This is a genomic window from Flagellimonas zhangzhouensis (genome assembly GCF_900102925.1).
Taxonomy (GTDB): domain Bacteria; phylum Bacteroidota; class Bacteroidia; order Flavobacteriales; family Flavobacteriaceae; genus Flagellimonas; species Flagellimonas zhangzhouensis.
Map to the genome: position 1 here is coordinate 679,833 of NZ_FNKI01000001.1, position 12,575 is coordinate 692,407.

14 protein-coding genes are annotated in these 12,575 nt (G+C 40.4%); 12 read left to right on the forward strand and 2 right to left on the reverse strand.

Going from position 1 to position 12,575, the window contains the following annotated elements:
* Positions 1–7: 7 nt before the first annotated feature.
* Positions 8–343: an arsenosugar biosynthesis-associated peroxidase-like protein gene (locus BLQ18_RS02935; RefSeq protein ID WP_090292442.1), complete on the reverse strand. Its 336-nt coding sequence runs from the start codon at positions 341–343 to the stop codon at positions 8–10.
* 219 nt (positions 344–562) lie between these two features.
* Here BLQ18_RS02935 and BLQ18_RS02940 point away from each other — a divergent pair, with 219 nt between their 5' ends.
* Positions 563–1,336 (forward strand): patatin-like phospholipase family protein, encoded by a 774-nt coding sequence (locus BLQ18_RS02940; protein ID WP_090292444.1) that lies wholly within the window; start codon positions 563–565, stop codon positions 1,334–1,336.
* A 6-nt stretch (positions 1,337–1,342) separates the two neighbouring features.
* On the opposite strand, the gene BLQ18_RS02945 is transcribed toward BLQ18_RS02940, so the two are convergent.
* Entirely contained in the window at positions 1,343–2,389 is a 1,047-nt protein-coding gene (locus BLQ18_RS02945; RefSeq protein WP_090293652.1) for a ferredoxin--NADP reductase, read from the reverse strand.
* Positions 2,390–2,507: 118 nt separating this feature from the next.
* Between BLQ18_RS02945 and BLQ18_RS02950 the strand changes: the two genes are divergently transcribed.
* The 11 genes from BLQ18_RS02950 (at position 2,508) to atpA (ending at position 12,565) form a co-directional block, all read left to right on the forward strand.
* Positions 2,508–3,977, forward strand: a complete 1,470-nt coding sequence (locus tag BLQ18_RS02950; protein ID WP_090293653.1) for a DUF5687 family protein — start codon at positions 2,508–2,510, stop codon at positions 3,975–3,977.
* A gap of 23 nt (positions 3,978–4,000) precedes the next feature.
* Positions 4,001–4,696, forward strand: a complete 696-nt coding sequence (locus BLQ18_RS02955; RefSeq protein ID WP_090292446.1) for an ABC transporter ATP-binding protein — start codon at positions 4,001–4,003, stop codon at positions 4,694–4,696.
* An 84-nt stretch (positions 4,697–4,780) separates the two neighbouring features.
* On the forward strand, positions 4,781–7,321 hold the full coding sequence (porW, locus tag BLQ18_RS02960) for a type IX secretion system periplasmic lipoprotein PorW/SprE (RefSeq protein ID WP_175443706.1): 2,541 nt from the start codon (positions 4,781–4,783) through the stop codon (positions 7,319–7,321).
* A gap of 21 nt (positions 7,322–7,342) precedes the next feature.
* Complete coding sequence (locus BLQ18_RS02965) at positions 7,343–7,759, forward strand: bactofilin family protein (protein ID WP_090292448.1); 417 nt, start codon at positions 7,343–7,345, stop codon at positions 7,757–7,759.
* Positions 7,737–7,967, forward strand: a complete 231-nt coding sequence (locus BLQ18_RS02970; RefSeq protein WP_090292450.1) for an AtpZ/AtpI family protein — start codon at positions 7,737–7,739, stop codon at positions 7,965–7,967. Before BLQ18_RS02965 ends, BLQ18_RS02970 begins: the two co-directional genes overlap by 23 nt.
* On the forward strand, positions 7,964–8,356 hold the full coding sequence (locus tag BLQ18_RS02975; protein WP_090292452.1) for a hypothetical protein: 393 nt from the start codon (positions 7,964–7,966) through the stop codon (positions 8,354–8,356). Before BLQ18_RS02970 ends, BLQ18_RS02975 begins: the two co-directional genes overlap by 4 nt.
* 116 nt (positions 8,357–8,472) lie before the next feature.
* Positions 8,473–9,612 (forward strand): F0F1 ATP synthase subunit A, encoded by a 1,140-nt coding sequence (gene atpB, locus BLQ18_RS02980; protein WP_090292454.1) that lies wholly within the window; start codon positions 8,473–8,475, stop codon positions 9,610–9,612.
* 37 nt (positions 9,613–9,649) lie between these two features.
* Entirely contained in the window at positions 9,650–9,841 is a 192-nt protein-coding gene (gene atpE / locus BLQ18_RS02985; RefSeq protein WP_053970734.1) for an ATP synthase F0 subunit C, read from the forward strand.
* Between the two features lie 97 nt (positions 9,842–9,938).
* Positions 9,939–10,439: a F0F1 ATP synthase subunit B gene (locus BLQ18_RS02990; protein ID WP_090292458.1), complete on the forward strand. Its 501-nt coding sequence runs from the start codon at positions 9,939–9,941 to the stop codon at positions 10,437–10,439.
* A 3-nt stretch (positions 10,440–10,442) separates the two neighbouring features.
* Entirely contained in the window at positions 10,443–10,982 is a 540-nt protein-coding gene (atpH, locus tag BLQ18_RS02995; protein ID WP_090292459.1) for an ATP synthase F1 subunit delta, read from the forward strand.
* 2 nt (positions 10,983–10,984) lie between these two features.
* Positions 10,985–12,565, forward strand: coding sequence for a F0F1 ATP synthase subunit alpha (atpA, locus tag BLQ18_RS03000; RefSeq protein WP_090292461.1), 1,581 nt, complete (start codon positions 10,985–10,987; stop codon positions 12,563–12,565).
* The last annotated feature ends 10 nt before the right edge of the window (positions 12,566–12,575 follow it).

Consider the following 12,575-nt stretch of genomic DNA (forward strand, 5'->3'; position numbering starts at 1 on the left):
TAGAGAATTACATGGAAAGCTTGTCGTATTTGTTCATCATTTGTACCCCATGCACTAAAGTGGCCCCACTTTCAATGGCCGCTCCAGCGTGAACCGCTTCCATCATTTCCTCTTTGGTGATTCCCCGTTGTAAACCATCTTTGGTATAAGCATCAATACAATAAGGGCATTTGACCACATGGGCCACGGCAAGGGCAATCAAGGATTTTTCCCGTGCACTCAAGGCACCCTCTTCAAAGACCTTTCCATAGTAATCAAAAAATTTGGTCCCAAGTTCTTCACTCCATTCGGTAATCTTGCCAAATTTTCGCAAGTCAGCTGGGTCGTAATAGGAATTGGCCATGATATATTAATTTGAGTTAGTAAATGTATTTTTACACCTAAACTACAACAATTATTACTATTGCTTTTGGTCGTAGCCATCAAGAATCAATTACAGTTTGTAGTGAAAAATTAAGATCTGTTGATTCTCAAATAGATTAAGAAAAGGATATGGTTACTAGTCTTTTAAAAACAAATCGACCAATAGTTTACATTTGTGCTGTAAAAAGCAACAAATAAAATGCTTGAAGACAAATCTATTGGTCTAGTGCTTTCTGGGGGAGGTATTCGCGGAATGGCTCATATTGGTCTTATTAAGGCGATGCGTGAACATGGAATTGATGCTGATATGGTTGCAGGAACGAGTATTGGGGCTTTGGTTGGGGCGCTTTATGCCAATGAAAATTCCGTTGAAGAAATGCTTACTTTCTTTAAGGAAACACCTTTGTTTCAGTATAGCTTTTTTACCATCAACAAATCTGGATTTATCGATACCGAAAAGTATGCAAAGATTTTTACCAGCTTTTTTCCAAAAAACAGCTTCGAAAGTTTAAAAAGACCCTTGTTTATTGTAGCGACAGATTTATTGACTGGAAAGGAAACCGTTTTTTATCAGGGTCAACTTATTAAACCTTTGCTGGCCTCAGCAGCACTCCCTCCTGTTTTTAGCCCTGTGGATATTGACGACATATTATATGCCGATGGCGGTATTATGAACAACTTTCCAAAGGAATATGTAGAAAACAAGACCAACTTTATCATCGGAAGCAATGTGTCCGTAACTGTTCCCTTGCAAAAGAAAGATCTTCGAAATTCCTTTCAATTGACAGGCAGGGTAACCAGCTTAATGATTCATGCTTCCAATGATGAAAAATTACGCGAATGCGATTTGTTTATCGAACCCAAAGAATTGGACCAAATAGGGGTGTTGGATAAAAAGGGAATTGAAAATGCCTTTAATATTGGTTATGAACATGGAAGCAGGGCCTTGGAACAATTATTGTCCAAAACCTAATCCCATTTACACATCATCATAATCCAAAATCAATTTAGGCGTTAATGGATGTGCTTGGCATGAAAGAATAAACCCTTCCTTGATTTCTCCATCGGTCAAAATTTGATTTCGCACCATTTCCGCCTTACCCTCTTTGATTCGGGCAATACACGTACTGCAAACCCCACCTTGACAAGAATAGGGGGCATCAATGTTTTCTTTAAGGGCAACATCCAAGACCAATTCCTTCTTATCCATAACAAAGGTATGGTGCTCGTTGTCTAAGATAATTTCAACTTGGGTTTTTCCCTCTAAACCTTCTGCTACTTCATCTTCGGTATCTGTAGTTGTAAAGAGTTCGAAATGTATTTTATCTTCAGAAATCTTGTTGTTTTTAAGCGTATCTGAAACCATGTGAATCATTTCTTCAGGCCCACAAAGGTAATAACCATCAAACTTGGTATTTTTGAACTTGTTTTTAAGCACAAAGTTTACAGTTGAGGTGTCAATTCGCCCAAAAAGAGCATCTGCCGCAATCCCTCTACTATACACGTACTGTACAAAGAAGCGATCCTTGTATTGTTCTTTTAGTGTTTGGATATCCTTAAAATACATGGTCTCTTCAGCCGATTGATTTCCGAAGACCAGCACAAAAATATTTTTTCTATGGCTTTCCAATACCGTTTGAGCAATGCTCATGATCGGTGTGATGCCACTACCTGCCGCAAAGGCTGCAATTTTGCTTCTCTTCGAAGGCTTATAAACAAACCTGCCTTGAGGTGGCATTACCTCAATGATATCGCCTGTCTTTAATTTTTCATTGGCGTAAACGGAAAACGTTCCACCTTCCATTTTTTTAATTCCCACGGTCAGCTTTCCAGAAGATGGTGGTGATGAAATTGAGTAAGCCCTTCGCAATTCTTTGCCATCCACTTCATGTTTTAAGGTAATGTATTGTCCAGCAGTAAAAGAGAAAGTCGACGTAAGGTTTACGGGGATTTCGAACGTAAGGGCTACGGAATTGGGAGTAAGTTGGTCTACCGCAGCTATTTTTAAGGCATGAAAATCGCTCATTGAAACAAATTTGCTGCAAAAATAAGCATTGGGCATCTTTTGAATGCCAATTTTTATAAAAAGGAGACGGAATTGTAACAAATCAAATAAATTAGATACCAACTATAAAAAACTAACCATGCTCAAACACTTTATTGGACTCCAATGGAAATCCTTTTATAGGTCTGCTTCGTTCAAGACCGAGATCTGGTTCAAGATTTTAATGGGATTGGGAGCTCTCTATTTTATTCTCGTTTTTCTCGGAATGGGAGTAGGATCCTTTTATATCATTGAAAAATCAGGATTGGGAGATCCTTTGCGGGTGGTCAACCGATTTATGATCTATTATTTGGCATTTGACTTGGTGTTTAGATACATGCTCCAAAAAATGCCAGTGACCAACATTAAGCCCTTGCTCTATTTGCCGTTTAAGAAAAGTCAAGTGGTAAATTATTCCTTGGGAAAAACCATCATCTCCTTTTTTAATATCGCCCATGCTTTCTTTTTTATTCCTTTTAGTGTGGTGTTGCTTATTGAAGGGTATGCACCAATACAAGTAATCGGATGGCATTTGGGGTTGATGGCACTGTTTTATTGCAACAACTTCATCAACATTATGGTGAACAACAAGGATGGTGTTTTCTATGTATTTGCCGCCTTGTTCATTTTGGCGGGAGCTTCGCAATATTACCAGTGGTTTGATATAACGATTTATACCCAACCTGTTTTTGACTTCCTTTATGATTTGCCTTGGACAGCCATTGTTCCTTGGTTGATTTTGGTTAGCCTCTATTTTTCTGCTTTTGCTTATTTCAAAAAACATATGTTTTTGGATGGTGGGTTGGCTAAAAAGCAGTCCGAAGCAAAAACCGAAAATCTGGAATGGTTAGATCGTTTTGGCAACTTGGGAACTTTTTTGAAGAACGACATCAAACTCATCAAAAGAAACAAACGCTCGCGTACTGCAGTGATTATGGGCTTCTTTTTCATCTTTTATGGCCTGTTGTTCTTTACAAGTGCCATTGAAGTCTACGATGGTCCTTTTTGGAAAATATTTGCGGGAATTTTTGTCACAGGTGGCTTCCTTTTCAGTTTTGGACAATACGTGCCAAGTTGGGACAGTAGCTATTATCCCTTGATGATGAGTCAGAACATTAAATATCGGGAGTACCTTTCTTCAAAATGGTATTTGGTGATCATTGCGACCATTATATCAACCATCTTGGCTTCGTTTTACCTCTATTTTGGTTGGGAGGCCTATGCCGCGGTTTTAGTGGGTGCCATTTATAATATTGGAATCAACAGTTATTTGGTGCTTTGGGGGGGAGCTTATGTAAAAACTCCTATTGAATTGACATCCAACAAAAAAGCATTTGGTGATAAACAAGCCTTTAATGCCAAAACGCTATTGCTCACTTTGCCCAAGTTGGCCTTGCCCATCGGTATTTATGCCATTGGTCACTTTTTGATCAATCCAGTTGCAGGATATTTATTTGTGGCCATATTTGGATTGTTGGGATTTGCCTTTAAGGAAAAGGTATTCACCATGATCGAGGGCATTTACAAAAAAGAAAAATACAAGACACTACAAGCATACAAACAGAAATAAAACACCATTAACAGAAAAAATATATGATCACAGTTCATAATTTAACCAAGACGTACGGCCAGCAAACCGTTTTGAACATTGAAGGACTCGAAATTCCCAAAGGACAAAGCTTTGGGTTGGTGGGGAATAACGGCGCTGGAAAAACCACACTTTTCAGTTTGCTTTTGGATTTGATTCAGCCCTCATCGGGGCATATTGTGAACAACGATGTGCAAGTGGACCAAAGTGAGGCATGGAAACCTTTCACCTCCGCTTTTATTGATGAAAGCTTTTTAATAGGCTATTTGACCCCCGAGGAATATTTCTATTTTATTGGGGAACTTCGTGGTCGCAACAAGGCCGATGTGGATGCGTTGCTATCCAACTATACGGATTTCTTTCATGATGAAATCTTGGGCCAAAAGAAGTATTTGCGAGATCTTTCCAAAGGAAACCAGAAGAAAGTGGGTATTGTGGCCAGCTTTATCGGCAACCCTGATGTGGTAATTTTGGACGAACCTTTTGCCAATTTGGATCCCACTACACAAATCCGTTTAAAAGGCATCATCAAAGATTTGGCCGCCAAGGAAGAAGTGACCGTTTTGGTGTCGAGTCACGATTTGATTCACGTGACTGAAGTTTGTGAGCGCATTGTGGTCTTGAACAAGGGCGAAATTGTGCGTGATATCCATACCTCCACCGAAACTTTAAAAGAGTTGGAAACCTTCTTTGGGGGATAGCTCAAAAATTCATGCATTTTATCGACGAGCCTTATAATAATCTGTTCTTTTTTGAGTTAAGGTTACACAAGATCGACGATAACTTTGAAGCTTCATTATACTTTTTTGGGTGCCTTGGTTTTGGGAGGACTTGCATTTAATGCCTGTTCCACTCAAAAAGATAAATTCATCAACCGAAATTGGCACGCCCTCAACACCAAATACAACACGTTGTACAATGGCAATATCGCCTTTGAAAAAGGGCGCGAAGAACTCAATAATAGCTATCGAGATGATTATTGGGACATTCTTCCTGTTGAGCGTTTGGAAGTGACCGATGAAATTAAACTCGATTCCGAAGACAACAACCCGAACTTTATTATTGCAGAGGAAAAGGCCACAAAAGCTATCCAAAAGCACAGTATGGACATCAAAGACGAAGAGCGAAATCCGCAAACGGATGAGGCTTTTTTGCTTTTGGGCAAGTCACGTTATTTTGATCAACGCTATATTCCTGCCCTTGAATCGTTCAACTATATTCTTCGCAAATATTCCGAAAGTGACAAATTGAACGAAGCCACCATTTGGAGAGAAAAAACGAATATGCGTTTGGACAATCCCGAAGTGGCCATCAAAAACTTGAAACGACTTTTCAAATTTGAAGTGCTTAAGGACCAAGAATATGCCGATGCCAATGCAGTTTTGGCACAATGCTACATCAATTTAAAAGTGCGTGACACGGCCATTCAAAAATTAAAAATTGCCCAAGCTTACACCAAAAAGAATCCTGAAAAGGGGAGATACCTCTTCATTATTGGTCAATTGTTCAACGAATTGGGACATAAGGATAGTGCCAACTATGCTTTCAACAAGGTTATTGAACTCAACAGAAGAACACCACGGGTGTATTTCATCAATGCCCATTTAAAGAAAATCCAAAACATTGAACTTTCGGAGGCTAACCGCGAAGAAATGCTGGAATACCTCACGAAATTGGAGGAAAACAGGGAAAACCGTCCTTTTTTGGATAAAATCTATAGGGAAGTGGCGCAATTTCATTTGGCCACAGGTTCCGATAGTTTGGCGATCGCCTATTACAACAAATCCATTAAAGCTACTCAAGGTGACCGCAAGTTGAATTCTTTCAACTACCAAAGCTTGGCCGATTATTATTTTAATCAAGACGAATACAAAACAGCTGGGGCATACTACGACAGTACGTTGACCAATCTCAAAGAAAATACGAGAGAGCATCGCAACATCAAGAAGAAATTGGACAATTTGGAAGATGTAATCAAGTATGAGGACATTGCGCAAAATGCCGATAGTGTGATCACCATTTACGAGATGCCCGAAGCAGAGCGTAAAGCCTATTTTGAAGATTATATTGCCGAATTAAAACGAAAAGAGGAACAAGCAGCCGAAGCCGAGAAGAAAAGAACGGAAGCAGGATTTGCGGCTTTTGCCAATAGCCAAGGCGGGAAGGAAAACCAGGGCAAGTTTTATTTTTACAACATCACCAGTTTGGGATATGGTAAAAATGATTTTAGAACTCGATGGGGCGAAAGAGCGCTAGAGGATGATTGGCGCTGGAGCAACAAGGCCAGAACTTTGGTTTCAGAGGCAACAGGAGAAGAAGTGGTTGCCAGCGCAGATGGAGAAAACTTGACCCAAGACCAAAAGTATTCTGTCGATTATTATTTGGGAACTGTTCCTTCCGAAGAATCAGTGATTGATAGTCTTAGGGCCGAAAGAAATTTTGCCAACTATCAATTGGGATTGATCTATAAAGAAAAATTCAAGGACAATTTGTTGGCAGCCTCAAAATTGGAAAACGTATTGGATTCCGATCCAGAAGAGCGTTTGATTTTACCATCCAAATACAACCTGTACAAAATTTACGAGGAATCTGGCACGGTAGTAATGGCAGACCAAATGAAGCAAGATATTATCCGCAACCATTCAGGGTCCCGTTACGCGGAAATTCTTTTAAATCCACAGGCGGTTTTGGATGGAAATACCGATAGTCCAGATACGAGATATAATGCGTTGTTCAAACAATATCAACAGCAACATTTCTTGCAAGTGATTACCCAATCGGAAGATTACATCAACAAATTTACAGGTGACCCCATTGTGCCCAAATTTGAAATGTTGAAGGCCAACGCCATCGGTCGACTTCAAGGTTTTGAGCCCTTTAAAGAAGCCTTGAATTATGTGGCGCTCACTTACCCCAACAACCCTGAGGGGAAAAAGGCCGAGCAGATGGTAAAAGAGCAATTGCCCAAATTAGAGGGCAAGGATTTCTCTCCAGAAACAGGTTCCACAGGGACTGGCAATTGGAAAGTGGTCTTTACCTTCAGTAGGGCAAACGATGAAAAGGCTGAAGCGTTAAAGAAGCGTTTGGAAGAAGTCGTGGAAGAGTTGCGCTATAAAAATATTATCTCCAAGGACATTTATGATTTGGAAAAAGAGTTCGTGGTAGTACACGGATTTAGGGGCAAGGATTTCGCCTTGGGCTTTGCCGAGCTTATAAAAAACAATAGGGACTACCGCATTAAAGATGAGAATTTTGTAGTTTTATCCGATAATTATAAAATCATCCAAGTACACAAAAACCTCGAATCATACAAAGCACAATTTTAAACCCCAAAATCCAAGAACACAATGTTTTCTGACAACAAAAAACCACGGCCTATGACTGAATTTGGCGGACAGCCCAACAGAATAGAAAAGAACACCAAAATTAAGGGTGATATTACTTCCGAAGCAGATTTCCGCATCGACGGAAAATTGGAAGGTAACGTAAAAACTTCTGGTAAAGTAGTAATCGGCAAGGATGGTTACATCAACGGAAAAGTAGAATGTGTTAACGCCGATATCGAAGGTAAATTCAATGGTGAACTTTTGGTGAAAGATTTATTATCCCTTAAATCTTCCGCAACAATCGAAGGAACGGTAAGTGTGGCTAAGTTGGCTGTTGAGCCAGGAGCAACCTTTAATGCAGCCTGTACTATGGGCAAAGGAGCTGTTGCCGTACCAAAAACGGAGTCGAACAAAAATGAGCCAGCAAAAGTCTCCTAAGAACATAAAGAACTCAATTAATACCGCCGCCCGTTTGTCTGGTTCTGCCATTCAAATGGGCGTTGTGATTTATTTGGCCGTGAAAGGAGGCCAATGGTTGGACGGTTATTTCGGAACCGAAAAAATCTTTCTGGCCATTTGCACCATTCTGGGTGTGGCAATCTCCATATATTTGGTGCTGCAACAATTGAAAAGAATCAACAATTGAAGATCAGCGCTTACCCGTACTATTTTACTATTGTTTTACTGTTGGGCCTTGTTGCCCTTTTTTTTGGTCATTCCTATATATTGGAATCTGGAGATTATAATGCTACAGACCTTCAGTTGGTAAAAAGTTATGTGCTGAATGCCATCATGGCCGCCATTGTTTTTTTTGCCATATATATATTTAGGGATAAGTATCGCGATTTGCTGGGCTTCTTTTTTTTAGGTGGAAGTTTGGTCAAATTCACCCTTTTCTTCATTTTTTTATACCCCACCTATCACCAAGACGGCGTTTTGGAACGCACGGAGTTCTTGGCTTTTTTTACCCCCTACGGATTTTCATTGGTGTTGGAAACCTTCTTTTTGGTGAAACTGCTTAATACTGTGAGATAAAGGTCTGGAAACGACCAAAAAAATAGGCTTAACAAATAATACTATAAAAAGCTTTTTTCTTTTAAATGAGGAATGTATTTTTGCACCAATTTTTGAGGACCCATTAGTTGGATCATATGCGATATTCTTTTATCAGTAAAAAATTAGTTGCCGTAACACTATTGATTACGGGATTTGTATCGGCCCAAGGCCATGAGGGAGAAGAAGTTGAAACAGGTGCCCATGATTTGAAGACCCAAATCAAGGAATACATCGATCACCACCTTCTAGATTCGCATGATTTTACCCTTTATTCCTACACTACAGATCAGGGCGAGCATAAATACATTGGCTTTCCATTGCCTGTTATTTTGTGGGACAACGGTCTAAAGGTGTTCTCTTCTGCACAATTGGAGCACGGAGAAGGTGTTGCTGAGGCTGGTGGAAACTACTATGCACTTTATCACAATAAAATTTACAAGACAGATGCAGAGGGCACCATCAATTTTGGTGGCCATCATGGCGAAGAAACCCATTCAGAGGATGCATTTGGTGAGAACTTAGTGGTAGATGATTCCCATCCGACCAACGAAAAGCCTTTGGATTTTTCCATCACTAAAAACGTGGTATTTATCATGTTGGTAGGTTTGTTGATGTTCTTGATGTTCCGTGGCGTTGCCAATAATTATAAAAAGAACAGTCTTCCAAAAGGAGTAGGTAGAGTGTTGGAGCCATTGGTGCTTTTTGTTCGTGATGAAATTGCAATTCCAAACATTGGTGAGCACAAGTACAAGAAATACATGAGTTACTTGCTTACAGTATTCTTCTTTGTGTGGATCATCAACTTGTTGGGTCTTACTCCACTTGGTGTAAACGTAACCAACAACATTGCAGTAACCTTTGCTTTGGCATTGATCACCTATTTGATTACAACATTCTCTGGAAACAAAAACTACTGGAAACACATTTTCTGGATGCCAGGCGTACCTGCCCCCATGAAAATTATATTGGCCCCGATTGAATTGTTGGGAACCTTCATCAAACCATTTTCGTTGATGATTCGTTTGTATGCCAACATCACAGCAGGTCACGTAGTATTGATGAGTATTATCGGACTTATGTTCATTTTTAAGAACTGGATAGGAAGTCCATTATCGTTTGTATTGGCATTTGCCCTTTCCTTGTTGGAATTGTTGGTAGCCGCATTACAAGCGTATATTTTCACCATGTTGTCAGCTCTTTATTTTGGAATGGCAGTAGAAGAAGATCATCATTAATTAAGAATAGAACGTTTAATATTTAAATTCATATATCATGACAATTCCAAACATCGTAGGTGCTGGTTTGATCGTAATCGGAGCAGGATTGGGTATCGGTAGAATTGGTGGACAGGCAATGGAAGCTATTGCTCGTCAACCTGAAGCTTCTGGTAAAATCCAAACAGCAATGTTGATTGCAGCAGCCCTTATTGAAGGTATCGGTTTCGCCGCTCTTTTTGCAGCTTAATAACCGTAACAGTATTGATGAAGGCCATAGCGGTTGGCTATGGTCCTTCATTAAACTACAAAGTGATATAGTTAAAAAGATTTAATAGTTAAGATACATGGAAAAGTTAATCGAACAGTTTTCTTTCGGATTGTTTTTCTGGCAATTGTTGCTCTTCGTGGGCCTATTGTTGTTGTTGCGTAAATACGCATGGAAACCAATCTTGGGTGCGGTAGAAAAAAGAGAAGAGGGAATTAAAGATGCCCTTGAAGCTGCTGAAGCTGCAAAAAAGGAAATGCAGAACGTTACTGCCGACAGCGAAAAACTGTTGAAAGAAGCCAAAGCGGAAAGAGATGTGTTGTTGAAGGAAGCAAGAGAGATCAAAGAAAGTATCATTGCAGAAGCTAAGGAGCAAGCACAAATTGAAGGCGATAAGGTAATCAAGCAAGCTCAGGCTACAATTGAAGCTGAGAAAAAAGCTGCTGTTGCCGATATCAAAGCGCAAGTGGCCAATCTTTCAGTAGAAATTGCAGAGAAAGTAATCAAAGAAGAACTTTCCAATAAAGACAAGCAACTAAAGTTGGTTGACGATATGTTGGGTGATATCAAATTAAACTAAGGCATGAACCAGAACAGGGCAGCCATACGATACGCCAAGGCAACTTTGGATTTCGCTGTAGAAAAGAAAGCGGCTGATGCCGTTGAAAAAGACATGCGCGAAATTGCTGCGACCCTAGCTGAAAATGTGGAGCTTCAAAATGTGTTGGAGAGCCCCATCATTAAAGCTGAGGTTAAAAAGAACACCTTGTTGGAAATCTTCAAAGGTGCCAACGAGATCACAAAAGGTCTTGTGGACACTTTGATTGGCAACAAGCGAATCGCCATGTTACAAGATGTGGCCTATAAATACATCATCCTTTTCGAAAAAATGAAGGGTGAAGAAGTGGCCTACGTAACCACCGCTGTTCCATTGACAGCTGAGTTGGAAAAGAAAATATTGGCCCAAGTGACCAAAGCAACTGGTAACAAAGTGACTTTGGAAAACAAGGTGGATGAGAGCATCATCGGCGGTTTTGTGCTTCGAGTTGGGGATACCCAGTACGATGCGAGCATCGCCAACAAATTGAACGGATTAAAAAGAGAATTTACAAATAGTCTATAAAAATGGCAGGAGTAAAAGCCGCTGAGGTATCAGCAATTTTGAAAAAACAGTTATCAGGTTTCGAAGCTGGGGCTTCGTTGGACGAAGTGGGTACTGTGTTACAAGTGGGTGATGGTATTGCCCGTGTCTATGGACTTTCCAATGCCCAATATGGGGAGTTGGTAGAGTTCGAAGGCGGTATGCAAGGTATTGTTTTGAACCTGGAAGAAGACAACGTAGGTGTGGTATTGTTAGGCCCATCCAAAGAGATTGTGGAAGGCGCCACTGTAAAAAGAACAGAGCGTATCGCATCCATCAACGTTGGTGAAGGAATTGTTGGTCGTGTTATCGACACCTTGGGGAATCCAATCGATGGTAAAGGACCAGTTTCTGGTGAAACCTACGAAATGCCATTGGAACGTAAAGCTCCCGGGGTAATTTTTAGACAACCTGTAAACGAACCTTTGCAGACTGGTATCAAGGCAGTAGATGCTATGATTCCTGTAGGTCGTGGACAAAGGGAGTTAGTGATCGGTGATAAGCAGACTGGTAAAACCACTGTTTGTATCGATACCATCTTGAACCAAAAAGAATTTTTTGATGCTGGTGAGCCAGTTTTCTGTATCTACGTTGCCGTAGGTCAGAAGGCCTCAACAGTAGCTGCCATTGCAAAAACCTTGGAAGAAAAAGGTGCATTGGCTTATACAACCATCGTAGCTGCGAATGCATCTGACCCTGCTCCAATGCAGGTATATGCTCCTTTCGCAGGTGCTGCCATTGGTGAGTACTTCAGGGATACAGGACGTCCTGCATTGATCATCTATGATGATTTGTCAAAACAGGCCGTTGCTTATCGTGAGGTATCTTTGTTGTTGAGAAGACCACCAGGACGTGAAGCATATCCTGGAGACGTTTTCTATCTTCACTCAAGATTGTTGGAGCGTGCCGCTAAGGTGATTGCCGATGACGAGATTGCAAAGGATATGAACGATCTTCCAGAATCATTGAAACCGATTGTAAAAGGTGGTGGTTCATTAACTGCACTTCCAATTATTGAAACTCAAGCGGGTGACGTTTCTGCCTATATTCCAACCAACGTAATTTCCATTACTGATGGTCAGATATTCTTGGAGCAAGATTTGTTCAACCAAGGGGTGCGTCCAGCGATCAACGTTGGTATCTCTGTATCTCGTGTAGGTGGATCTGCACAGATCAAATCCATGAAAAAAGTATCAGGTACTTTGAAATTGGATCAAGCCCAGTTCCGTGAATTGGAAGCTTTCGCCAAGTTCGGTTCCGATTTGGATGCTGCTACCTTGAACGTTATTGAAAAAGGTCGTAGAAACGTGGAGATCTTGAAACAAGGTCAGAACGATCCATTTACCGTAGAAGATCAGGTAGCTATCATCTTTGCAGGTTCCAAGAACTTGTTGCGTGATGTTCCTGTAAACAAGGTAAAGGAATTTGAAAAAGATTTCTTGGAGTTCTTGAACGCTAAGCACAGAGATGTTTTGGATACGCTTAAAGCAGGTAAATTAACCGACGAAGTAACCGAAACCTTGACTGCTGTTTGTAAAGATCTTTCAAGTAAGTATAAAAATTAGTCCAAAGTAT

Excerpts from the sequence above, each read along its gene's own strand:
- BLQ18_RS02935 (WP_090292442.1), bottom strand. The coding sequence starts at position 343 with ATGGCCAATTCCTATTACGACCCAGCTGACTTGCGAAAATTTGGCAAG.
- BLQ18_RS02945 (WP_090293652.1), bottom strand. The coding sequence starts at position 2,389 with ATGAGCGATTTTCATGCCTTAAAAATAGCTGCGGTAGACCAACTTACT.
- BLQ18_RS02990 (WP_090292458.1), top strand. The coding sequence starts at position 9,939 with ATGGAAAAGTTAATCGAACAGTTTTCTTTCGGATTGTTTTTCTGGCAA.
- BLQ18_RS02950 (WP_090293653.1), top strand. The coding sequence starts at position 2,508 with ATGCTCAAACACTTTATTGGACTCCAATGGAAATCCTTTTATAGGTCT.
- BLQ18_RS02955 (WP_090292446.1), top strand. The coding sequence starts at position 4,001 with ATGATCACAGTTCATAATTTAACCAAGACGTACGGCCAGCAAACCGTT.
- BLQ18_RS02940 (WP_090292444.1), top strand. The coding sequence starts at position 563 with ATGCTTGAAGACAAATCTATTGGTCTAGTGCTTTCTGGGGGAGGTATT.
- BLQ18_RS02965 (WP_090292448.1), top strand. The coding sequence starts at position 7,343 with ATGTTTTCTGACAACAAAAAACCACGGCCTATGACTGAATTTGGCGGA.
- atpE (WP_053970734.1), top strand. The coding sequence starts at position 9,650 with ATGACAATTCCAAACATCGTAGGTGCTGGTTTGATCGTAATCGGAGCA.
- atpA (WP_090292461.1), top strand. The coding sequence starts at position 10,985 with ATGGCAGGAGTAAAAGCCGCTGAGGTATCAGCAATTTTGAAAAAACAG.
- atpB (WP_090292454.1), top strand. The coding sequence starts at position 8,473 with ATGCGATATTCTTTTATCAGTAAAAAATTAGTTGCCGTAACACTATTG.
- atpH (WP_090292459.1), top strand. The coding sequence starts at position 10,443 with ATGAACCAGAACAGGGCAGCCATACGATACGCCAAGGCAACTTTGGAT.
- BLQ18_RS02970 (WP_090292450.1), top strand. The coding sequence starts at position 7,737 with ATGAGCCAGCAAAAGTCTCCTAAGAACATAAAGAACTCAATTAATACC.